Genomic DNA, 24,751 nt, shown 5'->3' on the forward strand with positions numbered 1-24,751 from the left:
TCGTACTAGGATCGAAGCGGTCGGTGCGAAGTCTCAAACACCTTTGCCCGGCGTCTCAGAGGGTCAGAGCGCCGGGGATATAATTCGAATAATGATGGCCATACGGTCACGCATGGCGGGCTTATAAGACGCCCGCGCCTAATGGTCCAGAGGTTCCGCAAAATGCGGCGAATGGCGCAGCTTGGCCCATCGGTTCAGCCACGCCAACCCGGCAAGCGCCAGACCCAGAGCCAGCAGCGAAAACACCCGGATCAACCCGCCCAGCCCCGCAATATCGATCAGGAACACCTTGGCCACGGCCAGTCCGATGACCGCAAGCCCCGCCTTGCGCATCACATCCGACCTGCGCGCAAGCGATTGGTAGAACAGCACTGCGCCGATCACCAGCAAAGCCATTGTATAGGTGTAAAGCTCGGGCTGCGTGACGCCGTTGCCTTCGAACATTCCCCCTGCTCCCTGCCAGATGTGACGGATCATCAACCCGAGCCAGACACTCGCCAAGACACCTGCCACCCCCCAGCTTGCCCGCTTGATCCAAAGCGGAGTCCCGTGAGTACGCCAGACCGAAAACCCGATGGCCAGTGCGGGCATCAGATAGGCCACCGCCAACGTGTTCAGCACCGGCGGGCCCAGAACCGGTGGCGCAACCGGGCTGAGCAACGGGTTCGCGTCAAACAACGCTTGCCCCAGCCGCAACACTCCGTGCCCGGCAAAGAAAATGGCCAACAGATACCGGGCGTAATTCAGCTTGCCGCCCAGTTCGAACCTCTGCACCTGCGCAAAGGCCAGCAGCAACCAGATGATCGCCAACAGGCTCAGCCCCCAATGACTGTTGGTGGCGTTGCCTTCGCCAAAGCTTTGCAGCCAGCGCTCCAACAACAGGGACAAAAGAATGCCCCCGGTCGCCCAGGCTGCGCTTTCAAGCAGCAGTTTCGCGACAGGGCGATCCATGGGCCAAAGCAGCATCCATCCGAGCACAAAGCCAACAGTCGCAACGCTGTACACAAGCACCATTTCGATAATCGGCGCCGTACCGGCCCAATCAAGGCCAGGGTTCAGCACCAACCGCACTGTTATCGCAAAGACGCCTGCCCAGATGAACCAGGCCATCGGCGGCAGGGTAAACTTCCGGTCCAAGGCGGCAGCAACAACCACCATTGCGACCAAAGCAATCGTCAACGCCGCCGAGCTTAGTACAATGACGCAGGCAAAGGTCAGGCAGGACAAGGCCGACAACGTAGCCAGCGCAGGGCGAATGCGGTTTTCACCGTCAACACGCGCAAACCGTTCGGCAAAGACGACCATCAGTACGCCCAGCGCAATCGCATGCAGCGCCCAGGGGTACGCTCCGATAACCGTTGCAGGATGCCAACCGACCTCAAGCGCGATGGCCATGGCGGGGGCAAAAACAGCCGCAGCCCCGGCCCAGACCGCGGCGTAGCTGCGCGCTCGCAGCGACCTCCAGGCCGCAGCCAGCGAAACCACGGCCCCCAGCACAGTCAGAAGAGTGACGACCCAAGGGTAGTCTGCCTCAGGCGTTTCGGCATAGGTCTCGGCAAACTGGCGAAACACAATACCGCTGTCCCAACCGTGCATCAAAACAAACCAGATGAGGCCAAGCGCGGGCAATGCGGTTGCATCCTGCAACGCCTCGGCCCGTCGTCCCCAGACCATCAACCCAAGGGTCAGCCCTGACAGCAGTGTGACGCTTAACCAGAACTCACCGAAGGAATCCGGCCAGTGCAGGGATACAATGGCCGCGCTCACAGCCACCACCGCAAAGCCCAATCGCGTCGGGAATTCCGGCCAAGCGTCCCCCTTCTTGCGCCAAAGAACTGAACTGATCATCGCCCCGCCGTGGTTTGGCCAGAGTCGGCGGACGGGAATGGTAATGGCGATCACGGCCAGTGCCGATACACAAACCAGATACGCAGCCTCGGTCAAAGGCGCGGACAGAACCAGCAACAAGCAAGCGGAATAGGCGCCAAACAGTGTCAATACCGATATCCACGCCCAGCGCCGCACAGTGTCGATCACCAGACCCAAAGTGGCGGCGAGGAAGAAGTAGGCATACAACCAGCTTGGGTTCTCGGACGTGCCGCCCACTACGAAAGGGGCAGAGAACGCTCCGATCAAACCGACAGCAGCCAATAAGGGGCCGTGAAACCACCCCAGGACCAGACCCACCAAAGCAATGGCGACTATTGCGACCAAAGCAGTTTCTGGACCGATGAGATCATAGAGCTGCCTTGCAGCCAGCACGCCTCCGAACAGGGTAACCAGCCCGGCTCCGGAAAAGACTGACGGCAGATAGGCCGTAGCCGAGGTTTCGTCATCACCGTATCTGCGCCTGATGACCTCACCGGCAGCGATCAGCGCTGCACCAAAAAGTAAGGCCGCACCAACGCGGGCAGATGGCGGCAGCAGGCCGCTTTCTACACCGTATTGGACCAGAAAAATCCCCGCCAGCGCCAGTGAAAGGGCTGACACCGCATAAAACCAGTTTTCCCGAAGCCAGGAGCCGAGCGCCGCAAGGCGATCTTCGCGAAATACAACCGCTGCGGGCGGCGCTCTTTCAGCGGCAGGCTCAACCGTTGGAGCCTCGGGCTTGGCCCATGGGGCGGGCTTCGATGCCTTGTCCGGTGCTTCGGTGGATTGGCTGGGTTGTTCGCTCTTTGGCTCTGGCAGCGCGCCACCAAGTGAGAGTATTTGCGCCTCTAAGTGCTCTACCCGGCGGCGCAGGCGCGTTTGGCTGACCAATAGAACGAGAATGGTGACCGGGATGGCCAGCACAATCAGTCCGACCAGAACTAACAAAGATTCCACGGGGTTCTCCGGGTTGTTGCCCCGTCAGGCTACCCTAAGTGCTTGGCCTGCAACAGTGTTGGTGGTCAGGGATGGAACAAAGATCCCACAAAAAAGGCGACCAACGCTGCGACACCTCCGATCGCAAAGGTTTCAAGACCAGAACGCCACCAAGGCGACAACGACCAGCGGCTTTTGAACGCGCCGATGGCGAAGAACACGCACATGGTCATGCAGGCCGAGACAACAAAAGCGTTTTCCACCGAGAACAAAAACGGCAACAAGGGCACCAAACCGGCAAAAAGAAAGGCCAGGAACGTCGCGATCGCCGCCTTCAGGGGATGGGGATCAACGCTGCCCAACCCATACTCGCCCTCAACCATAAGGTTGATCCAGTTGTCATGGTTGGCTGTGATCGCATCTGTGGCTTCTTCCAAAATACGGCCCGTCAAACCCTTTTGCGCCAATATCTCGCGCACTTCGCGGCGCTCGCCGTCTGGATACAGCCGGATATGACGTTCTTCGGTGACACGGATACGGCGGATATTGTCCAGTTCGGCTTTGGTGCCGGAATAATTCCCGGCAGCCATCGAAAACCCGTCGGCCAGCACGTTGGCCAGACCCAAGGCCACGATAATGAACGGAGACAACCCTGCCCCCGCGACCCCGGCGACAATGGCAAAAGTGGTCACGGACCCGTCAATGCCGCCGTAGACCACGTCTCTCAGAACCCCGCGCCCCGGCGGTGCATTGATCCGTTCTGCGATTTCCTGCTGGCTGTGTCCGTGGTCGATCATCGCTGGCTCCGGCTTTGTTATGCATCTTAGCGGGCCACAAGACTTTGCGCTGTATCAACTTTTCGAGAATAACCCACTGAGCGCACGTTTTATCATACCGCGGGTCGAGGGTTTGTGCCGTTTGGAAAACGGCAGCGGGCGACAGACCTCCATCGCGGCGACGCCGACCCGCGCGGTCAACGCACCGTTTACCAGACCCTCACCAAACCTGCGGGACAGTTTGCTTAGGACCGACCCGCCCAAGACCGGCTCAAGCAGATCATCTCCGACGGCCACAGCTCCGGTTGCAACGAGATGCACGAAAACAGCGCGGGTCAGCCGCCAACTGCCCAGAAACCCGGCTCGGCCACCGTAAATCTCTGCCACCCGGCGGATCATTCGCAACGAAGCCGCAAGCGCAGTTGCCACATCCGCAAGCGCCAATGGCACCAGCGCAGTCACTGTTGCGACCTGCCGAGCCGCTGCCTCAACCTCGCGGCTGGCGGCGGCATCCAAGGGGGCCAGCAACTCATCCTCAGCCAAACTGAACAGTGTCGAGGCGTCGAACTGTTCCCCCATCCGTTCTGCCAGCCGGTCGCGACCCCACCGGGTTTCCTCGCGCCCTTTGTAGAACGCGATCAACCGGGTTGTGACCTTTCGGGCCTGGGCAAGATCGCCCTCGGCAAGGGCTGAGTCCACGTCCTGGCGCATCCCGTCCACGCGAGACAGCCGACCAATCGCCGCCAGCTCTCGCACCGCGATGATCAGGGCAACCACTACCAGCGCGCCGATCAGGACGGTGAAACCCCAACCCAATACTGGCGCGCGCAGCAACAGTGAATTGACGAAATCCCACGCCGCAACGGACACCACCGCGCCGATGACAGCCAATGCCAGTCCCCAGAACCAGCGCGAAAGCTTTGACGGCTTCCGCGCCGCCAGCCGAACGGCTGTCTGCATGGCCTGCCCCTGCGGCGGAGCAATATCGGGCACTGGCGGGGCCAGCGACACGTCTGCGGCAGGTTCTTCTGCATCCAGATCAATCAGTACCGGACCTTTAGCCATCCGCTGCCTCACCCCTGCGCCAGACATATTTAATGTCCGGCAGGTTTTCATCATTGTCAGCCCCGTCACTGCGGGCGACTTCGATAAAACCGTTACGCTCATAGAACCGACAGGCCCGTTGGTTGGCTTGAAAAGCAAACAAGGACAGTTCTTCCCGTTTGGTTTTTGCCTGATCCAACAGGCACCGACCAATCCCCCGGCCGCATTCAGACGGCGTCAGGTACAGACAGTGGATCTCTGTCCCGTTCAGCGCCAAGAACCCCACGACACCTGCATTGGTTTCGGCAACCGTGACCCAGTGTTGGTCGATCATCCAGCCACCAAACGCGATGGTTTCGGCACCGGAATACAGCTCGGGCATCCATTCGTGTTCGCGGGCAAAGCCGTGCAGAATATCGCCGATACGACCGGCGTCCGTGGTGCGGGCTGGGCGGAGGGTTAAGGTCACAGCCGGTCTCCGATCAGAAATTGCGCCGCGCGATCCAGCCGGATATGCGGCGGGCCGTCTCCGGGGCGCAGCGTCAGATGGGCAGGCGCAAACGACATGAAACCAAAATCCTCTTCCAGCCAGCTTTCGGCCCCGTTGCGGGCCGGACCCAGCAGATGGGCCGGATCCTCGGGCAGGTTGCCGGGAAAAAAAGCAGCTTGCTTGCCATTCAGCAAGGTTCCGCGCACACAGGGCAGCTCAATCCCGTTATGGGTCCGCGTTTCCTCGGTGGTTGCGCGCAACGCAGCCAGCGACAACGCCGCCGTTTCCGCACCGGCAAAGCTGGCTCGGTCACGGGCGTCGCGGGTCAGCGCCTCCATTATATGGGTCAGGCGGGGGTGTTGCGTGTGATGCAGGTGGTCGGCCTTGGTGGCGGCGAACAGGATACGCTCAACCCGTTTGCCCAATAGCAACTGGCTGAGCCATGCATTACGCCCCGGACGAAACGCCGACAGGATATCTGCCATTGCATGGCGCATATCCTCGACCGCTTGCGGCCCCTGATGGATTGCCCCCAGCGCATCGACCAGAACGACCTGCCTGTCAATTCGGGCGAAATGGTCCCGGAAGAAGGGTTTCACAACCTGCGACTTATACGCCTCGTACCGCCGCGCCATTTCCCGGTGCAGGCTGCGCCGGGGCGCATGACCATTGACGGGCAGTGGCGCAAAGGTCAGCACGGGTGACCCTGCAAGATCACCGGGCAAAAGGAATCGCCCGGGCGTACAGTCATAGAACCCGGCCTCCCGCGCGCCAGCAAGGTATTCAGCAAACGCCTTGGACAGTGCCTGCGCCGTTGGCTCGTCATGGGCCGTCGCTGGGTCAGACGCCTTGGCCTGCGCCAGAAACTGTTCAGCTTCACGCCGCCCGGAAATGCGGTCCAGCGTCTCGGATGACCAAGCCTCATAGGATTTGTCCAGAAGGGCCAGATCAAGCAGCCATTCGCCGGGATAATCCACGATGTCCAGATGGAGGGTCCGCGGCCCTTGCAGCCCCGCAAGCAAGCCCGAAGGCCGGGCCTTGAAGGACAGGCGCAGTTCGGACACAGCGCGCGTGCTGTCGGGCCAGTGCGGCTGCGGTCCGGTCAGCGCGGTCAGGTGGTTTTCATAGTCAAACCGGGGCACGGTGTCGTCAGGCTGTGGTTGCAAGTAGACGGTGTTTATCCGCCCCTCTTGCTGCGCAACGAGACCCGGCATCCGCCCCCTGTTCAGCAGATTCGCGACAAGGGACGTTATAAAAACCGTCTTGCCCGAGCGCGCCAGACCGGTGACGCCCAGGCGGATAACCGGCTCGAACAATGTCTCGGATACGCGATCACCCACGGCTTCGACACCGCGCACAAGACTGTCTGCCAGGGATGAGATGACCAAACCGTCGCCCCGCTTTTTTCGTTTCGCCCAAGATAGGTAGAGGACACGCCACATGCCAGAGCTTTCCCGCCCTTGCCCCCTATGGCGCGTCAGGGTACGAGCGGGCCATGCCTAGATACGCGCTGAAAGTCGAATACCACGGTGGGCCGTTTGCCGGATGGCAGCGCCAAAAGGATCAGCCATCCGTTCAGGGGGCGATCGAACACGCGCTGTCGCGTATCCAACCCGGCGACCACACCATTGCTGCCGCTGGTCGCACGGATGCGGGCGTGCATGCGCTGGGTCAGGTGGCCCATTGCGATCTGGTGAAGGACTGGGATCCGTTCCGCCTGTCCGAGGCGCTGAACTATCACCTCAAGCCCCAGCCTGTGGCCATCGTCAAGGCCGCAAGGGTCGGTGATGACTGGCATGCCCGTTTCTCGGCTTTGGAAAGACAATACCTGTTTCGCATCCTGATGCGGCGCGCACCTGCGACACATGACGCCGGGCAAGTCTGGCAGATCAGCCATGAGCTTGACGTCACCGCCATGCAGGCCGGTGCGGATGTTCTGATCGGACGGCATGATTTCACCACCTTCCGCTCATCCATCTGTCAGGCTGCCAGTCCTGTCAAAACGCTGGATGAACTGCGTGTCGAGCGGGTTGAGGGATTTTCCGGCCCCGAGGTGCATTTCCACGTGCGTGCCCGGTCATTCCTGCATAATCAGGTGCGCAGTTTTGTTGGAACGTTGGAAAGAGTCGGCGCAGGCGCGTGGACACCCGAGGATGTCCGCAACGCACTTGAGGCAACGGATCGCGCCGCGTGCGGGCCGGTATGCCCGCCACAAGGTCTGTATCTGGCGCGGGTCGGTTATCCGGACCCGGTGTTCGACTAGATCGCGCGCATCAACAGGCCAAAGGCGATCACGGCGATAATCAGACCTGCCACCAATTCGATTGTGGGTGCCAGTACCGAGGCAAACCGGGTCGCCGAAGCCGAGGCTATCAATCCCCCGCGCAACCCAAACGAAGTCCAACCGACAAGGGTCGTCACCGTCGCTGTCCCCAGCGCCATTGCAAAAGCCCCGGCGATACCAGCCATCGCTATGCCCATCTGCCAGGTCAGGATCAGCACAAACAGTGCTCCGGTACAGGGGCGTGCCGCGATGCCTGCGATCAGCAAGACAGACTCGCGCAGGCTTCCGACCTGCGCCACCTCTTGGGCCGTTGGGCCGTGTCGATGGCCGCAACTGGAACAGGTGCCGTGATCGTGATGACTATGTTGAGGCGTTGTTGCGCTGTGACTCCGCCGCGCGAAGCTGCGAATGGAACGCAGCACCAACCACAGACCAATGGCGGCAATCGCTCCGTAACTGATCGGTGCCATGACCTGTTCAGTTGCGCCCACCAGGCTTTCACGCGACATCTGGAAGATCAACACACCCGCATAGACCAACACAATGGCAGTGACTGCCTGCCCGAGGCTGGACAGGACGCTGATGGCAGACAGTCGCAGAAAAGCGACGTTGCGACCGAGCCCGTAGCCCCCGATCAGCACTTTGCCATGGCCGGGACCGATCGCATGGAAAAAACCATAGGCAAAACAAACCATCAGTAAGGTCGCGATGGCCGCAGGCTGCTCGGCACGCGCTGCACGCAGGGCACGGGCGATCTGGTTCTGGAATTCGCGTTGCTCACCTGCGGCCCAGGCCGCAAGGCTGTCAAACCCGCCGCTTCCCCAGAACCACAGCAATACGGCAATGGCTATAGCAACAGGAACAATCAGGTACTTGGACATGTAACAATAATCTCGGTTGCAAAGCTTTCACCGACCAACGGGATATCGTTTTCCTCAAGGTCGTAGTTGGCATCCAGCGTCAGCAGAAAGGCCCGCATTTGCGCCAACTCCGCGTCGATGTCAGGGTCAATCCGGTCGATCTTGCACGACTCTGGCCCCGACACCTTTACGGGGCGCGTCACCTCGTAGGCGGTGTAAAATGTCTCATCATAGGCTTTGGCCGTCAGCGCAGCTGCCGGAACCCCGCCGCCATCTACCGCCCTAATATGAGAGGTCACGATGCGTCCGTTCTCAGCCGTTGCGTCCGCCTCCATCGGGCCCGACAAGGCCACAGGCACGCCGTCTGCAAATACAACCAGATCACCGTTATATCCTTCGACCCACTGCGCATCGAAACCTGACAGAATTTGTTCTTCCGTTTCCGTTAGAACGCCATCGGCATCCTGATCCAGGTTCATGTCTTCCAGCACCAGCAACGAGTAGAACTCATCATATGCCCAAGTCACACGTACATGCGTCAGCTGGCCGGACTCGTCGACGATGAACTCTAACCCGGTGTCGATAAAAACATGCGGGTGCGCCGTGGCCGAAAACGGCAGGCAACAAATCAAAAAAGGTGCAATCCAACGCATGAACGCAAGATAGGATCTTGGCCCGCGCGCGGCAATGCGTTTCACACAGAGCGCGCAGAAAACGGCCACCGGATCAGGTTGGTGGAAACAGAATAATGGTTTGCAGGGCCGTACCCACCGGACCTTCGGTATCATACAGAACCGACTGAGACATTCCGATGCCGGACGGCTGCCAATGGCACACCGACTCAGAGGCCAGCCAATCCGAGACAGGCTCGCGGTGGATCTGCACTGTCAGGTCCGTATTCATGAACCCCATCTCAGAGGTTGGTGCGTTCCACGAGATACCATTCCCGCAATCGGCAAGCGGGCAGAGCGCCTGTATTGGTGACGGCACTTCACCGTCCAGCAAGGCAGGGGTCTGCATCCAGACCGTTTTTGGCCCTGCCCCCTGATTGCCGCCCTTGGGGTACAGAACATTGGAATGATTAGCAAAACCCGGCAGTCCGTGACGTACTTCGCCGATTGGAAACGGGCCTGCGACCGCATCTTCCAGCCGGGGGGACGGCATTTCTACATTCGGTACAGATCCAAGATCCCGGCGCGCAAGATGCATTGTCGTGGCCGTGGCGCAGAGCGAGTCGTTCAGGTCGTGCACCGTAACCCGCGTGGTGGCCAGCGTCTTGGTGTGGCGCGTTGTTTCCGCGGCAACCCGCAACCCGGTCAAGGGTTGCGGTCGTAGCAGATCAACCGTCAGCCGGGTCAGCATCTTTTCCGGCCCCACCTCGGCCTCGGCTGCACGTACGATCAGCCCGCTGACCGGCCCTGCGTGGCAGTGATCCGCTGACCACGGCCCCCGCGCAGGATCGTTGCCTATGAAAACGCCATCGTCGCGCAGATGAAAATAGGCCTGCTGGCTCAGGTCTTGTGTCCCGTTCATGGGGTGCCTCAATTGTATTGTTTGGTCCTTCCACCCGGCAACCGGGCTTTACGTTCGATCAAAGAATGGCTTAGCTGCGCCAGCAATGTCCAGTTCGGTGACGGGGCGTTATTTCACTCAATTTGCTGCCGAGGAGGCGCGACATGGCATTGTTGATCGAAACCGGGCTGACAGACTGGATCAATGACGGCGACATTGCCCGTGACATTCGTCACCTGTATCCCGACGCGGATGTGCGGACGCCGGATACCCTTGGTGATCCAGCCGACATCACGATGCTTGCCGTTGTCGGCTTGCAGGACACCCACCCGCAGCGCCTGCCCAATCTTCAGCTGGTTCAGAAGCTGGGCGCGGGGGTCGAAACGATCATCAGCAACCCGAATCTACCCACCCATGTGCGCATTGCGCGGCTTAAACCTGACGCCCCTGCACAGGGAATCGCCGAATGGTTCGTCGCCTATGTGCTGCGCCACCAGCGCCACATGACCTTTCACGAGGCGGCCCAGCGCCGTGCCGAATGGGTGCCCAAGGCACCGATCTACTCACCGGATACCGTGGTTGGCGTGCTGGGCTTGGGCCATATCGGGGCACGCAGTGCCAGAATGCTGAACGCCGTTGGTTTTCAGGTGATCGGTTGGAGCCGCTCTGCCAAACAGATCGAAGGCGTGACCTGCCTGCACGGTGAGGCCGCTCTGCCTGATCTTTTGGGGCGATGCGATCATGTTTGCGCCATTCTGCCTTCGACCCCACAAACTGTCGGGCTGTTCAATGCGGAAATGCTGGCCGCAATGAAACCGGGCAGCCAGTTGCTGAACGCCGGGCGCGGAGACCTGATTGACGAAACCGCCCTGATCACGGCACTGGATCGTGGCACACCGGGCCACGCGGTGCTGGATGTCACCTCGACAGAACCGCTGCCGTCCAAAAGCCCGCTATGGAGACATCCCGGCGTTACCATCACACCACATGTGTCGGGCTGGCATCTGGGCGAGGCCCTGGCGGATGTTGCGGAAAATTTCCGACGGTTGACCGCAGGCGAACCGTTGCTGCACGAGGTCGATAAATCGCGCGGCTACTAGGTTCGGATCAAGGGGTCAGAATCCAGTTGCCGCTGGCATCACGGCAGCGGCGGGTTCGGACCTCACGCGGTTGATCAGCGCCTTCAGGCTGAATGATGTGCTGTAGATGCACGCAATTGTTCCGCACATCACGCACGCGGATCGTGCCTTTCGAACCGGTTTCATCGTTGGTCCAGTTGCGTTCTTCACCCACCTGGGGCACCGACCCCGACAGCATCGCATTCGACGCGGCATTCAGAACGTTAAAATCCGCAGGCGTCAGCCCCATTTCTGCAATTATGCGCGACAGCGGTTTGGCCTGACCGGTTGAGGCCGTTGCCAGCACACATATCGCAACCAAGGTAGAAAGAATTCGGGCTGTCATACTCGCCTCGCCTGACTGAAATAATCTTGCGCTCAAGACTATACTGGCAAACGGTGCGGGCCAAGCCCCGCGCAGTGACCTTCAAATTATACCGAACAAACCTAGTGGGACTCTGCCGGTTGGTCCGGACCTGCAACCGGCCCATAGTCCCCACATCAAGAATCAGAGGACACCGATGGCAAACCCGACCTATTTCGCGCCCACGGGCGGCCACCCTGGCCAGGACCAGCTTTTGACTGACCGCGCCATGTTTACCGAGGCCTATGCGGTGATCCCAAAGGGCACTATGCGCGATATCGTCACCAGTGCCCTTCCGTTTTGGGAAAAAACCCGCCTTTGGGTCCTGTCCCGGCCGCTGAGCGGATTTGCCGAAACCTTTTCGCAATACATCATGGAGGTTCAGCCCGGCGGCGGCAGCGACCGTCCCGAGACCGACCCATCAGCCCAGGGCGTACTGTTTGTTGTCGAAGGTGCCGTAACACTCGGTCTGAACGGCTCCGAACATGTTCTGGATACTGGTGGATACGCTTATATCCCGCCCGGCAGCGATTGGACCTTGCACAACCGAACCGAAGAAATCGCGCGATTCCACTGGGTTCGCAAAGCTTATGAGGCCGTGCCCGGCCTGCCAGCACCTGATCCGATCATCACCAATGAACGCGACGTTACCCCGGTCGAAATGCCCGACACCCAAGGGCGATGGTCCACCACCCGGTTCGCCGACCCCCAGGATCTGCGCCACGACATGCACGTAAACATCGTCAATTTTGAGCCAGGCGGCGTGATCCCTTTTTGCGAAACGCATGTGATGGAACACGGGCTTTACGTGTTGGAAGGTAAGGCGGTTTACCGGCTCAATCAGGACTGGGTCGAGGTTGAGGCCGGTGATTACATGTGGTTGCGCGCCTTCTGTCCACAGGCCTGCTACGCCGGTGGGCCGGGACGATTCCGCTATCTTTTGTACAAGGATGTGAACCGTCACATGCCGCTGTCATTGGCAAAACGCCACGGCTAACCCCGCTTTTTGCGGCGCGGGGGTTCACAGAGGCGCTTTAATCTGGTGAAATAACACCTGTTTTTAGCACTGGAGATTGTTCAATGGTACTGCGTGGATCCCTGCTGGCACTGGCAGCTATAGTTGGCCTGACGGCCCTTGAGGCAACCCCTGTTGCCGCGAAAGAGACCAAATCGGTTTCCGTCATGAGCCGCACCTGGGCTATCACGCAGGTCGCGGATACTCCGGTCGTGTTTCGCGCCACCCGCGACAACAACAACCTGAACCCGTTTGGCCCGCCGCCCCGTCTGCGTACCATTCAGGCTATTGCCGCCATTCAGGCGGCCACCGGTTGCAAGCCGATCGTGGCCAGCATGTATCAAAATATCTCGGGTCAGTTTTTCTCGCAGGTTAGCTGCAACTGATTCTTTCGCCGGGCGGGCATTGAGGTCGGCGCACCCCACTGCCATAGCTTGCGCATGAAACTCGCAATCAATGGATTCGGCCGCATAGGTCGCACGATTCTGCGGCAACTGCTTGCGTTGCCGTTGGGCAAAGATATTGAGCTGGCGTTGATCAATGATATCGCGCCGCTCGAAACCTGCACTTATCTGTTCAAATACGACAGCACGTTCGGTCCCTACCCTGGCACGGTCGAGGCTGCAGATAGCATGTTGGTGGTTGACGGACACGCCATCCCAATGACGCACAACCCGGATCTGTCCTGCGTTGATCTGACCGGGGTCGACGTTCTGATGGATTGCACAGGTGTGGCGCGCACCTCGGACGTTGCGAGCCAAGGCCTGACCGCCGGGGCGGGAAAAGTGCTGATTTCCGGCCCCTCGCCCGCGACCGAAGTGACCATCGTTCTGGGGGCGAATGAAGACACATTGGGCAATGCACGGATCGTATCAAATGCGTCCTGCACCACTAATGGGCTGGCACCACTGGTCAAGGTAATCGACGGAATAGGTGGCATTGCTTCGGCCCATATGACAACCATTCACTGTTACACCAACAGCCAGCCCATGGTTGACGCCCCACGCGGCGATCTGGCTCGGTCGCGCGCCGGAGCCCTGTCGATGGTACCGACCACCACCAGCGCCACGCACTTGATTGATGAGGTTATGCCGCATCTTGCGGGCCGCATTTCAGGCGCCGCCGTACGCGTCCCGACCGCCAGCGTTTCAGCCGTAGATCTGGTCGCTACGCTGGAACGCGGGATGTCCGCCCCCGACTTTGAAGCCGCATTGCGCAACGCGGTTGCGCAATCCCGCGTTCTCGGCTGGACTGATCACCCGCTGGTGTCGTCGGACCTGCGCGCAAGACCTGAATCTCTTGTGATCGCCGGTCCCGAGACACGTATGGTTGGCGAAAATCAAATCCGCGTCTTTGGCTGGTACGATAATGAATGGGGTTTTTCGGCGCGCATGATTGATGTCGCCCGCCTTATGGCGCAACCCTGATCCCGCACGCGGGCGCAGCGGGCTGGCTTGCCCGCGCGCTGCCGGGCCCAACTGGTCCCAAGCATCTGCGATGCGACCGGACCGGGCGGGAGAACCCAGTTTAGCTTGCGACCACCTCATATGGCTCGTCGAACCAAACCTCCTCCAGATTGGCACCCTCGCCGATCCGATCCACAACGGCGAATAGGCCAGGGTCATGCAGGGGTGTCAGAACCCCATGCCATGTGCCGCGCCGGTAATTCACGCCCTGCCCAGGCGCCGTGACGAAGGCCAAAGGCTGCCCCGGCCGTCCATCGACATCCGGCGCGACAATAACCAGAAAGGGTTGATGCGTCATGGGAATAAAGGCCTGACTGCCCGCAGGATGCCGTTCGACCATGTCCAGCCGGTACGGCAGGTGCCTAGGATTTGCGTGGAACAAGCTGATACCTGCACGGCCATCGGAAAAATCCAACCCGGCAAGGTCATGATACCGGCCACATTGTCCCTGGTTGATAATCTTGTCCGGCTCTCCTGAAGCCTCAAGAACATCACCAAAGGGCGCAAAAGCCGCTGCGGTCAGCGGCGCGGCAACAATCCGGGTCATGATGGCAAAAGATCGCGCAGACGAAACTCCGCGATGCGCTCTACCTGGCGGCAGGCCTCTGCGAATTCTGTATCGCGATCCTGCGAAATGCGTCGTTGAAACGCTTGCAGGATTGACGCTTTGTCGTGATCCCGCACAGCAATGATAAACGGAAACCCGAACTTCTCTGTGTATCGCTGGTTCAGGTCGGTAAAGGTCTCTCGCTCCTGATCCGTCAGCGCATCCAACCCGGCCGAGGCCTGCTCGGAGGTGCTTTCCTGCGTCAAACGCTTTGCCTGCGCCAGCTTGCCCGCCAGGTCCGGATGAGCTGTCAGGACGCCCAACCGCTCTTCTTGCGAGGCCGAGCGGAACATACGCGTCAGCGCATTGTGTAACCCCCCGGCTGTGTCATGGGCCGGACCAAGCTCAAGATCATAGGCGCGCTCAGCAATCCAGGCGGAGTGCTCAAAGACCCCGCCGTAGGTGCCTACAAAGACGTCGCGCGTCATCAGTGAGGGTTTTGGGTGCTGGGCTGGCGGGTGTTGTGCCACCCAATGCTCGGCGATCTGCAGGCGCGTCGCGAACCAAACATCCGAGAATCCGCGCGCGTAGTCTAAAAATCGCCTCAACGCCATCACGCGGCCCGGGCGTCCGATCAGTCGGCAATGCAGGCCGATAGACAACATCTTCGGCGCACCTGCCAAGCCTTCGGCATAGAGCGCGTCGAAACTGTCCTTGAGATACGCATAGAACTGATCACCCGAGTTGAGTCCTTGCGGCGTGGCAAACCGCATATCGTTGCAGTCCAGAGTGTAGGGAACAATCAACTGGTCGCGCCCTTCGACTTGCGTCCAATAGGGCAGATCATCGGCATAACTATCCGCCACATAGGCAAATCCGCCTTCCTCGGCTGCCAATCGAACGGTATTCTCTGAACAGCGCCCGGTATACCAACCGCGTGGACGCTCTCCAACAACCTCGGTATGCAGTCGAATGGCTTCGGCGATGTCTGCACGTTCCAGCTCTTCCGGCATATCCTTATACTCGACCCATTTGAGGCCGTGGCTGGCGATTTCCCAACCCGCATCCTTCATCGCCGCAACCTGATCGGGCGATCGGGCCAAAGCAGTCGCTACGCCGTATATTGTGATCGGAAGATCATGCATCAGCCGATGCAGGCGCCAAAAGCCTGCGCGCGACCCATATTCATAAATCGATTCCATATTCCAGTGACGTTGACCGGGCCATTGCGTGGCGCCGACGATCTCGGACAGGAACGCTTCGGATGCCGCGTCACCATGCAAAACATTGTTTTCACCACCTTCTTCGTAGTTCAGCACGATCTGTACGGCCAGTTTTGCACCACCGGGCCATTTGGCGTTGGGTGGGTTTGCACCGTATCCGATCATGTCGCGAGGGTATCTGGGCGGCTTCATGACAACTTCCGTTCTTAAGCGTTTCGACAGCCTTACCGCATAAATGCGCCCGTGATTATCAAACTAATCCGAACGCTGCTTCCGGTTCTTTCGGCATTTCCACTATTTTGAACTTTGCGTCAGACTGCGAGAAAGCAAAAGACAAATCAAAGGAGCTTCCCTTGGCTGGCTATCTGACAACTCATGTTCTGGACACGGCCCGTGGCTGCCCCGCCGAAGGGCTGAAGATCACGTTGTACGAGATCACCGGAGACACCCGCCGTAAGCTTGCTGAGACCGAAACCAATTCAGACGGGCGCACCAACAGCCCCATCCTGCCACAAGAAAGCTTCAAGGTTGGCACCTACGAATTGATCTTCTCTGCCGGAGACTATTTGCGCAGCTCAGGTCAGGTTGCCGAGAATCCCTTGTTTCTGGATCAGATACCAATCCGGTTCGGCATGTCAGATCCAGAGGCGCATTACCACGTTCCCTTGTTGCTGTCGCCCTACGGCTATTCAACGTACCGGGGCAGCTAAGAGAACCCGAAACCCTCCCGCCCGTCGGCTGCCCCTTTTGGGGCACCTTCCGTTGGGCCAAGCGCCGCACCTTTCAGGCGCGGCGCGGTCGCAAGACGAAACTCATGTACCGCTAAAACTCATGCAGCCGCGCCGCGGCCAAGCCGCGGCGCCGGGCCCAACGCTGTGCAGTGCCCGCAGGGCGCAAACAGGGGCGGGAGGACGTGTTAACCTGGCGACTCCGCATTGCGCACGACCTTTGCGATATGACCGATCATGAAATCCATGAACAAACGCGCCTTGGGGTCTTGGTGGCGGCGATGCGTGTAAAGACAGGCCATCTGCACAGGAACCGGCGGCGTCATCGCTGCAACCGGCACCAAACGCCCCGCTTGCAGGTGCTCAGCCACTTCGAAGACAGGCTTCATCGCAATGCCCTGCCCGGATAAGGCCCAATCGGTCAGCACGTCGCCGTCATCGCATTCGAACCTGCCTGAAACGGCAAACCGCTTAGGCCCCTCGGGTGTTTCCAATTGCCACTGAAACTCCGTCGCGCCCGGAAAACGAAGGTTCAGGCATTCATACTTGCCCGAAATCAAATCAGCGCCGGTTTGCGGCATGCCCTTTCGCTGCACGTATTCCGGGGCGGCGCAGAGCACCCTCTGGCAATCAGCGATTTTGCGGATACGCAAAGTGCTGTCTTCAGGCTGGCCAATGAAAAACGCAAGGTCCAGCCCCTCGGTCGTCAGGTCGACCGACCTGTCTGTCAGGCGCAGACGCACGTCGATTTCGGGGTACTTGTCCAAAAACTCAGGCACATGCGGCGCCAATAATCGACGACCGACACCCAAAGGCGCAGCGACAAACAAAGACCCGCGCGGCGCTTCGGTCAGGTGGATCACCTGCGCTTCGGCCTCATCCACCGCATCCAGAACCGAAACGGCCCCGGGGTAGAACGCCCTGCCTTGCTCGGTCGGGCTGAGATTGCGTGTCGTACGCTGGAAGAGACGCACGCCAAGGTGATCTTCAAGCTGAGAAATGCGTGCAGATGTCACCGCCGGCGATATGCGCAGATCGCGGCCCGCAGCGGACATGCTGCCCAGATCGTAGACGCGAACAAAGGTACGGATATTATCCAGATAGGACATCTTATCGTTTTTTTTGATACAGTTTGACAATATACGGGAATACCGAAGAAAATCGGGTTTGCCTAGTGTTGCGGCACCTTATCGGAGAGACCTCTCATGTTCGAATTCGCCGTATTCTGGGATTGGATGGCGTTTGCGGTGCGTTGGTTGCACGTGATCACCGCGATTGCCTGGATCGGATCATCTTTCTACTTCATCGCGCTGGACCTTGGCCTGAACCGCAACATCCCCGGTCCTGCAGATGGTGAAGAGTGGCAGGTCCATGGCGGTGGTTTCTATCACATCCAGAAGTACCTGGTCGCTCCGGATCGCATGCCGGACCACCTGACCTGGTTCAAATGGGAAAGCTATGCGACCTGGCTTAGCGGTGCGGCCCTGCTGATGATTGTCTACTGGGTAGGTGGCGAACTGTATCTGATCGATGCCGAAAAAGCTGATCTGGCGTTGTGGCAGGGCATTCTGATCTCGGCTGCCTCGCTAACCGTCGGATGGCTGATCTATGACTTCCTTTGCAAGTCAGGGCTGGGCGAACGCCCTACCCTGCTGATGGTTTTGTTGTTCATACTGCTGGTCGCGATGGGCTGGGGGTATAACCAGATCTTCACTGGCCGGGCAATGATGCTGCATCTGGGTGCCTTCACCGCAACGATCATGACGGCCAACGTGTTCTTCATCATCATGCCGAACCAGCGGATCGTGGTGGACGACCTCAAGAACGGGCGCACGCCGGATCCGAAGTATGGCAAGATTGCCAAGCTGCGATCGACCCACAACAACTATCTGACGCTGCCGGTTGTGTTCCTTATGCTGTCGAACCACTATCCGCTGGCCTTTGCGACCGAATACAACTGGATCATCGCCGCGCTGGTGTTCCTGATGGGCGTCACCATCCGGCATTACTTCAACACCCGTCATGCCCGTGCAGGCGATCCGACCTGGACCTGGGCCGTGACCGCCCTGCTGTTCATCGCGATCATGTGGCTTTCCACCGCGCCGATGTATCAGCCGCTGGAAGAGGCCGAGGCGCAGCCGCTTACGCCATACGAACAGAAATTCGCTGCCGCAGATGGGTTTGAAGACGCGCATGACATCGTGCTTGGTCGCTGTTCGATGTGCCACGCGCGCGAACCGGTTTGGGACGGCATCCTCTGGGCTCCGAAAGGCGTCTTGCTGGAAACCGAAGGTGATATCGCCCGTAATGCCAGGCAGATATACCTGCAGGCAGGCGTCAGCCATGCCATGCCGCCCGCCAACGTGACCTATATGGAACCTGAAGATCGCACGGCGATCATCCGCTGGTTCCGCAATGCCGGATCGTGAAGCAAGGGCCAGACAGGCACATAAACCGCTTATTCGCCGTTTGTGTCGATAATTTCTTTCCCTGCTCTGAAACTGATGCTCTATGTTGAATACAACCAGCCGTCGCTTTGCATAAGACGGTGAAATTGATTTCGACTTGGGGCAGTTGGAGCCATTCGATGCGGGGACGCGGGCCACGGGCCTTTGTAAAACACTGTCTGCTCGGCGTGATGGCCGCCTTTCCGTCCTCTCTGGCTGCGTTAGAGATAACGCTTAATGCGCCCGGTGCGCCCGAGGCATTGGTTGAGCGAATTGAAGAAACCTCCTCGGTTGCAACAGCGGACAGCAGGGGGTTGGACACGCCCTTGGAAATCCTGTCCGCGGCCTTGTCGGATTACCGAACCATTGTTCAGATTCTGTATGATGAGGGCTATTTCAGCCCCGTTGTCAGCATAAAACTGAATGGGCAGGAAGCGGCTGAGATGAGTTCGCTGACCGTACCCAACGCAATCAACCGCGCCCTAATCACGGTCGAGACAGGGCCGACCTTCACGTTCGGCACCGCCGTCATCGCTCCTGTCGCACCGGAAACAGTCCTGCCCGAGGGCTTCGCTACCGGTAAGCCGGCGACGACCGGGGCCATCCAACGGGCAGTTTCTGACGGGGTGCAGGGGTGGCGCAACGCTGGCCATGCCAAGGCAGAACTAGAGAGCCAAAGCGTTATCGCCCGCCACGCCCAAAGAAGGCTGGATGCCCAGATCGCGCTTGCGCCCGGTCCACGCCTGACCTTTGGCAAGATGGTCATCAAGGGCGACACTGATGTGCGTCATCGGTCGATTGAAAAGATCGCCGGGTTTCCTGCGGGTGAAGTCTTTTCCCCAGAAAAGATCCAGAAGGTTGGCACTCGGCTGCGTCGAACCGGCACATTCAGCGTCGTTTCGATCGAAGAAGAAGAAACACCCAACCCCGATGGAACACTGGATTTCATTGCCACGTTCGAAGACATGCCCAAACGCCGCCTGACATTTGGTGTCGAGCTTGCCTCGAACGCCGGGCTGGACGTGACTGCGACGTGGACACATCGCAATGTTTTCCGCCGCGCGGAACGATTGCGGTTCGAAGCTGCACTGCGCAACATCGGCGGCACCGAAGATCTGGACGGACGCTTCGGCCTGCGTTTGGATCAACCTGACCGGCTCGGCCCGGACGACAATACTTTCTGGAGCGCGTTGCTGGAGCGGAAGAATACCGACAACTACAACGTAACAATCACCTCGCTGGCCTATGGTGCACGGCGTACTTTTTCCGATCGGTTATACGCCGAAGCATCGGCCGGGTTTCAATGGTCGGATGCGGATGATGCCTTTGGCGATGGGCGTAAGTTCCGGTACTTCATCCTTCCGCTGCGGTCAGAATGGGACGAGCGCGACAGCAAGGTCAGCGCCACCCGGGGCTTCTATCTGGATGCGCAGGCGATGCCCTTTGTCGGCCTTTCAGGCACGGAAACCGGTCTTAGGCTGTTTTTCGACGGGCGCGCTTACACCAGTCTGCGCACAGGCGGGCGACTTGTGCTGGCGGGCCGCGTGCAACTTGGCTCGGTAATCGGCCCAGCCTTAGACGGGGTGACGCCGGATTTCCTGTTTTTCTCAGGCGGTGCAGGGACGGTACGCGGGCAACCTTTTGAAAGCCTCGGCATCCCGGTCAATGGTGGCGTCGCGGGCGGCAAATCCTTTCTTGGGCTTTCTGGTGAAATCCGCGGCAAGATTACCGATGCGATATCGCTTGTCGGGTTCTATGATTTCGGTACCGTAGACACGTCCTCGTTTATTGGCAGCGGTGCCGAGTATCACTCGGGCGCGGGCCTTGGGGTACGGTATGATCTGGGCGGCTTTGGCCCGCTGCGTCTTGACCTGGCCCTGCCGGTTCAGGGCGACACGGATGGCGGACTGCAGTTTTATATCGGGATCGGACAGGCATTTTGATACGGCAGTATTCATATCCGGTTGCAACAACGGTGCTGATCCTGACCGCACCGCCCGTTTTTGCGCAGCAGGACGACGGCGGCGGCAGCATGCTAGAGCGGTTCCTGCAAGACACCCTGTCAGGTGACGATCAGAACGTAACCGTGAAAGGCCTGCAAGGCGCGCTGAGCGCACGCGCCACGATCGAAGAGATCACTGTTTCCGATGATGAAGGCGTCTGGCTGACCATCAAACAGGCCGAACTGGACTGGAACAGGCTGGCCCTGATCCGGGGGCGGTTCTCGGTCAATGCTCTGACCGCGCAAGAGATCGACATCGCGCGCGCACCCGGTACAACCACTAAGGACACGCCGGCACCTGCGGCTGAAACTCAGCCGTTTGAGCTGCCGGAGCTACCGGTTTCGGTTGAGATCGGGGAAATCCGAATCGATGAGCTGTTGCTGGGTGAGCCATTGATTGGTGTTGCCGCGGCACTATCGGTGACCGGCAATCTCTCGTTGGCCGATGGCACGCTGGACACCAACCTGGACATAACCCGGCTGGACCGTGCTGGCGACAGGGTGACTCTGACAGCCGGGTTCCAGAACGCGTCGCGTGAAATCAATCTGGATTTGGATGTGAGTGAGGCTGAGGGCGGCGTTATCTCTACGGCGCTAAAAATCCCCGAAAGCCCTGCGATTGGGTTCACCGCCAAGGGAGCGGGGCCACTAACGGATTTCACAGCCGATATTGCCCTGAGCAGTGACAGACAGCCGCGCGTGACCGGACAGGTCCAACTGCGCGCTGCAGAAACCGGCGCGGCGGACGGAATAGCGTTTACCGCCGATCTGGGCGGTGACCTGACCCCGTTCATGGCCGAGGATCTTGACCCATTCTTTGGCCCGAGAACACGCCTGTTTGTGGAGGGCCAGACCAAGCCACAAGGCGCGTTGGACCTTCCTGATATTGAACTGACCACGCAAGCCCTTGATTTGAAGGGCGAACTGCAACTGGCCGAGGGCGGAACGTTGGAAATGGTGGCCCTGCAGGGCCGGATCACACCACCTGACGGAGAAACCGTGGTGCTGCCGGTCAGCGGCGGAGATACCTCGATTGAGGCAGCGCAGATTTCTGCGTTGTTTGATCGCGCAAATGGCAACCTATGGGATCTGAGCCTGACGGCAGATGCGTTTCAATCGCCCCAAGCAAGCCTGAGGGATGCCGCGATCACAGCACAGGGTACACTGGAACAAGGCGACGCCTTCAGCATTCAAGGCGATCTTCAGGCTATTGTGGATGGGGTTGATCTGAATAATCAGGCCATCAATACCGCTTTGGGGGACCGCCTGACGCTGGACGGCCAGTTCGACTATGGCAGCGACCAATCCCTGAACCTGTCCGGGTTCGAACTGGTCGGAACTGACTATACGCTGGCACTGGATGCGTTGATCGACGGGCTGGACACTGGCTTGACGGTGGATGGCTCCGCCGTGCTCAACGCAACGGATCTGGCCCGGTTTTCAGACCTGGCGCAGCTTGACCTTGGCGGTCAGGCGTCGGCTCGGATCGACGGCAACGGCTCACCGTTAGAGGGCAGTTTTGATGGTAAATTGACTGTTGAAGGTCGCAATCTAGTGACAGGTCGCGACGACATCGACCCGATCATCAAGGGGGAAACAACGATTACCGTGGATGGCAGCCGTGGCAGTGGCGGCATCACCATCCGCGAATTTGCGCTGAATAGCGCGGCTGCGCAGGCGCAGGCCAACGGAGACATCACAACCCCCAATGGCAACCTGACCATTGACGGCCAAGCCAGCGTTACAGCGTCTGACCTGTCTGTTTTTTCCGGATTGGCAAAACGTGACCTTGGTGGCGCGCTGCAAGCAAAGGTTGACGGGAAAGGCGCGGTACAGACGCTTGAATTCGACGGCACGGCCAGTTTGACCGCTCAGGAAATCAAGACCGGGATGTCCGACATTGATCCTCTGCTGGCCGGCAAAACCGTGATCAATTGGGATGGCGCATATTCAGGCGACCAGATCGAAATTCGCGAGGCGACGGTGAACGGCGCCGCCTTGACCGCACAGGTTGCCGCAACGGTTGATGATCCGACCGGCGATCTGGCCATAGACGGCAATGCCCGCATTAATGCTCCTGATCTGTCGCTGTTCTCGGGGCTGGCAAAACGCGATCTGGGCGGTTCGATCGCGGCCAATATTCAAGGGAACGCGGCCATTGCCAACAGGATTTTCGATATTCAGGGCGAGGTGAACGCAGACGACATTCGAACCGGCATCGAAATGGTCGATACCTTGATCCAAGGCCGCACCACCCTAAACATCGACGCCGCGAACGGTGAACAAGGGGTGGATATCCGCACCTTTCGCCTGATGGGCACTGCCCTGTCCGCAACGGCATCGGGCCAGCTGGACCGTGAGGCCGGAGGGCTAAGCTTCAATGCCCGGCTTGATGATCTGGCCCGCGTCAACACCTTGGTGTCCGGGCCACTGACACTGGACGGTAATGTCGCCCCAACGCCTTCAGGGCTGGAAGGCACCACACGGTTGACCGGGCCCGACAGTTCTTATGCGGAGTTGACCGGAACCGTAGACTCGGATGGCTCGGCCGATCTGGATTTCGACGCCAAACTGAACAGGATTGAACGCTTTGCACCCGAGTTCCCCGGCACTGTTGCGGCAATTGGCAACGCTAAACGGAACGGTGGCGTATGGACCATCGACGGGTCGGCAAATGGCCCTGCCGAGATTAGCAGCACGATCAAAGGAACATTTGATGAGACCTCGGGCGAGGCCGATCTTGAGGCGCAGGGCGGCATCAACTTGGGTGTGGCCAATCTCTTTATCTCGCCCAACAAGATTGAAGGAACCGCGCGGCACAATCTAAGGCTACGGGGGAAACCCGGTCTTGGCGCGCTAAGCGGGTCCATCACCACCTCTGGTACGTCGCTTGCGCTGCCCGGTATCGGACAGACAGTCACCGGCATCAGCGGATCGGTTGAGCTTGCGGAAAGCCGGGCAACGATCTCGCTGAGCGGAGGAATGCGTGCAGGCGGAAACTTTACCGTGTCCGGCCCCTTGGACCTTACGCCACCGCTGAACGCGAACATAGTTACACGTCTCAACAACCTCGTGCTTACGGACAAATTGCTGTACGAGACTACACTGAATGGCGAAATCGCCATGACCGGCGCCCTGGCGGGTAACAGTGCACTTACCGGTCAGATCACGTTTGAAGAAACGAACATAAACCTTGCCGCGGCATCAGGTGCCGTAGGGGCCGCGCCGATCCCCGAGATCGAACACTTTAACGAAAGCCAACCGGTCTTCATCACCCGCGAACGGGCGGGGCTGGTTGTCGAGGAAGGTCAAACCAAGAGCGAATCCCGCATCGCGTTGGACATCAGTCTGCTGGCACCCAAGGCGGTTTTTGTCCGTGGTCGGGGCGTGAACGCGGAACTGGGTGGAAGGCTGTTTATCGGCGGCACAACGACCTCAATCATTCCATCCGGGCAAATCGAACTGATCCGTGGAAACTTTGATATTCTGGGGCGCAGGCTGGCGCTAACCAAGGGGCTTGTGACGTTGCAAGGGGACCTGAAGCCCTATATCGAATTCGCCTCGTCCACCAGCACATCCGACGGCACTGCCACCATCGAAATCGCCGGGCCACTGGACTCGCCCGAAGTTGATGTTTTCTCGGACCCTGAACGCCCCGCCGAGGAAGCGCTGGCCATGCTCTTGTTCGGCAATCGTTTTTCGGAAATCTCACCTTTCGTGATTGCCCAGATGGCGGCGTCGCTGGCGCAACTCAGCGGCGCAGTCGGAGACACAACCAAAGGGCTGCGCGAGGCTGCGGGCGTGGATACAGTGGATATCGGTGCAAGCGAAGGCGGCACAGGGCGCCTGGGTGCCGGGGCATACCTGAGCGATAACCTTTACACCGATTTCACCGTCAACACGGAAGGCGACACCGAAGTGAACCTGAACCTTGATGTCACTGACAGTTTCACCGTGCGCGGCACGGTGGACGGGCGCGGTGAAACTGGGCTCGGTGTGTTTTTCGAACGCGATTACTAGCGACGTCACTCGGCATCAACTAATTTTTCGACCCGTGGCGTGAGCCCGGT

General features: G+C 59.4%; 21 protein-coding genes. 9 read left to right on the forward strand and 12 right to left on the reverse strand.

All coding sequences use genetic code 11. The features are described from left to right. Nucleotides 1–138: 138 nt before the first annotated feature. The 5 genes from AVO44_RS13125 to AVO44_RS13145 all read right to left on the reverse strand — a co-directional run bounded on the left by AVO44_RS13125 (nt 139) and on the right by AVO44_RS13145 (nt 6,503). Nucleotides 139–2,826 carry a DUF2339 domain-containing protein gene (locus AVO44_RS13125; protein ID WP_068337689.1) on the reverse strand — a complete coding sequence of 896 codons (2,688 nt, stop codon included), beginning with the start codon at nt 2,824–2,826 and terminating at the stop codon, nt 139–141. A 65-nt stretch (nt 2,827–2,891) separates the two neighbouring features. After that, nucleotides 2,892–3,602 (reverse strand): VIT1/CCC1 transporter family protein, encoded by a 711-nt coding sequence (locus AVO44_RS13130; RefSeq protein WP_068337691.1) that lies wholly within the window; start codon nt 3,600–3,602, stop codon nt 2,892–2,894. 54 nt (nt 3,603–3,656) lie between these two features. Further along, nucleotides 3,657–4,646: a YcjF family protein gene (locus tag AVO44_RS13135; protein ID WP_068337693.1), complete on the reverse strand. Its 990-nt coding sequence runs from the start codon at nt 4,644–4,646 to the stop codon at nt 3,657–3,659. Then, on the reverse strand, nt 4,639–5,094 hold the full coding sequence (locus AVO44_RS13140; protein ID WP_068337695.1) for a GNAT family N-acetyltransferase: 456 nt from the start codon (nt 5,092–5,094) through the stop codon (nt 4,639–4,641). The genes AVO44_RS13135 and AVO44_RS13140 overlap by 8 nt, the downstream gene beginning before the upstream one ends. Further along, the gene (locus tag AVO44_RS13145; protein WP_068337887.1) at nt 5,091–6,503 is read right to left on the reverse strand and encodes a YcjX family GTP-binding protein; all 1,413 of its coding nucleotides are present in this window, start codon (nt 6,501–6,503) and stop codon (nt 5,091–5,093) included. The genes AVO44_RS13140 and AVO44_RS13145 overlap by 4 nt, the downstream gene beginning before the upstream one ends. Before the next feature lie 107 nt (nt 6,504–6,610). Between AVO44_RS13145 and truA the strand changes: the two genes are divergently transcribed. Beyond that, the gene (gene truA, locus AVO44_RS13150; protein ID WP_068337697.1) at nt 6,611–7,378 is read left to right on the forward strand and encodes a tRNA pseudouridine(38-40) synthase TruA; all 768 of its coding nucleotides are present in this window, start codon (nt 6,611–6,613) and stop codon (nt 7,376–7,378) included. Here truA and AVO44_RS13155 read toward each other — a convergent pair. The 3 genes from AVO44_RS13155 to AVO44_RS13165 form a co-directional block, all read right to left on the reverse strand. Beyond that, a complete protein-coding gene (locus AVO44_RS13155) occupies nt 7,375–8,280 on the reverse strand; it encodes a nickel/cobalt transporter (RefSeq protein WP_068337699.1) in 906 nt (301 codons plus the stop codon). The two genes, truA and AVO44_RS13155, sit on opposite strands and share 4 nt — an antisense overlap. Further along, nucleotides 8,265–8,912: a DUF1007 family protein gene (locus tag AVO44_RS13160; RefSeq protein ID WP_068337888.1), complete on the reverse strand. Its 648-nt coding sequence runs from the start codon at nt 8,910–8,912 to the stop codon at nt 8,265–8,267. Before AVO44_RS13160 ends, AVO44_RS13155 begins: the two co-directional genes overlap by 16 nt. Before the next feature lie 73 nt (nt 8,913–8,985). Further along, nucleotides 8,986–9,792, reverse strand: a complete 807-nt coding sequence (locus AVO44_RS13165; protein WP_068337701.1) for a thioesterase family protein — start codon at nt 9,790–9,792, stop codon at nt 8,986–8,988. 143 nt (nt 9,793–9,935) lie between these two features. Here AVO44_RS13165 and AVO44_RS13170 point away from each other — a divergent pair, with 143 nt between their 5' ends. Beyond that, complete coding sequence (locus AVO44_RS13170; RefSeq protein ID WP_068337703.1) at nt 9,936–10,871, forward strand: 2-hydroxyacid dehydrogenase; 936 nt, start codon at nt 9,936–9,938, stop codon at nt 10,869–10,871. Between the two features lie 7 nt (nt 10,872–10,878). On the opposite strand, the gene AVO44_RS13175 is transcribed toward AVO44_RS13170, so the two are convergent. Next, nucleotides 10,879–11,235, reverse strand: a complete 357-nt coding sequence (locus AVO44_RS13175; RefSeq protein ID WP_068337705.1) for a hypothetical protein — start codon at nt 11,233–11,235, stop codon at nt 10,879–10,881. 175 nt (nt 11,236–11,410) lie between these two features. Between AVO44_RS13175 and AVO44_RS13180 the strand changes: the two genes are divergently transcribed. The 3 genes from AVO44_RS13180 to AVO44_RS13190 all read left to right on the forward strand — a co-directional run bounded on the left by AVO44_RS13180 (nt 11,411) and on the right by AVO44_RS13190 (nt 13,695). Continuing rightward, nucleotides 11,411–12,250, forward strand: a complete 840-nt coding sequence (locus AVO44_RS13180; RefSeq protein ID WP_068337707.1) for a bifunctional allantoicase/(S)-ureidoglycine aminohydrolase — start codon at nt 11,411–11,413, stop codon at nt 12,248–12,250. An 83-nt stretch (nt 12,251–12,333) separates the two neighbouring features. After that, nucleotides 12,334–12,654 carry a hypothetical protein gene (locus tag AVO44_RS13185; protein WP_068337709.1) on the forward strand — a complete coding sequence of 107 codons (321 nt, stop codon included), beginning with the start codon at nt 12,334–12,336 and terminating at the stop codon, nt 12,652–12,654. 54 nt (nt 12,655–12,708) lie between these two features. Continuing rightward, entirely contained in the window at nt 12,709–13,695 is a 987-nt protein-coding gene (locus tag AVO44_RS13190) for a type I glyceraldehyde-3-phosphate dehydrogenase (protein WP_082677494.1), read from the forward strand. Nucleotides 13,696–13,795: 100 nt separating this feature from the next. Here AVO44_RS13190 and AVO44_RS13195 read toward each other — a convergent pair whose 3' ends face one another. Together AVO44_RS13195 and puuE are read right to left on the reverse strand one after the other, a co-directional pair. Continuing rightward, complete coding sequence (locus AVO44_RS13195) at nt 13,796–14,281, reverse strand: ureidoglycolate lyase (RefSeq protein WP_068337713.1); 486 nt, start codon at nt 14,279–14,281, stop codon at nt 13,796–13,798. Next, nucleotides 14,278–15,696, reverse strand: a complete 1,419-nt coding sequence (gene puuE, locus AVO44_RS13200; RefSeq protein ID WP_068337715.1) for an allantoinase PuuE — start codon at nt 15,694–15,696, stop codon at nt 14,278–14,280. Before puuE ends, AVO44_RS13195 begins: the two co-directional genes overlap by 4 nt. Before the next feature lie 161 nt (nt 15,697–15,857). On the opposite strand from puuE, the gene uraH reads away from it, so the two are divergent. Beyond that, entirely contained in the window at nt 15,858–16,214 is a 357-nt protein-coding gene (gene uraH / locus AVO44_RS13205) for a hydroxyisourate hydrolase (RefSeq protein WP_068337889.1), read from the forward strand. 206 nt (nt 16,215–16,420) lie between these two features. Here the strand turns inward: uraH and AVO44_RS13210 are convergent, their stop codons facing one another. After that, nucleotides 16,421–17,341, reverse strand: coding sequence for a LysR family transcriptional regulator (locus AVO44_RS13210; protein WP_068337717.1), 921 nt, complete (start codon nt 17,339–17,341; stop codon nt 16,421–16,423). A 96-nt stretch (nt 17,342–17,437) separates the two neighbouring features. Between AVO44_RS13210 and AVO44_RS13215 the strand changes: the two genes are divergently transcribed. From AVO44_RS13215 to AVO44_RS13225, 3 genes are all read left to right on the forward strand, one after another. Next, on the forward strand, nt 17,438–18,661 hold the full coding sequence (locus tag AVO44_RS13215; protein ID WP_068337718.1) for a urate hydroxylase PuuD: 1,224 nt from the start codon (nt 17,438–17,440) through the stop codon (nt 18,659–18,661). A gap of 119 nt (nt 18,662–18,780) precedes the next feature. Continuing rightward, nucleotides 18,781–20,622: an autotransporter assembly complex protein TamA gene (locus tag AVO44_RS13220; protein ID WP_233421986.1), complete on the forward strand. Its 1,842-nt coding sequence runs from the start codon at nt 18,781–18,783 to the stop codon at nt 20,620–20,622. Then, nucleotides 20,619–24,701 carry a translocation/assembly module TamB domain-containing protein gene (locus tag AVO44_RS13225; RefSeq protein WP_233421987.1) on the forward strand — a complete coding sequence of 1,361 codons (4,083 nt, stop codon included), beginning with the start codon at nt 20,619–20,621 and terminating at the stop codon, nt 24,699–24,701. The genes AVO44_RS13220 and AVO44_RS13225 overlap by 4 nt, the downstream gene beginning before the upstream one ends. The last annotated feature ends 50 nt before the right edge of the window (nt 24,702–24,751 follow it).

This window comes from Ruegeria profundi (genome assembly GCF_001507545.1).
GTDB lineage: Bacteria > Pseudomonadota > Alphaproteobacteria > Rhodobacterales > Rhodobacteraceae > Ruegeria > Ruegeria profundi.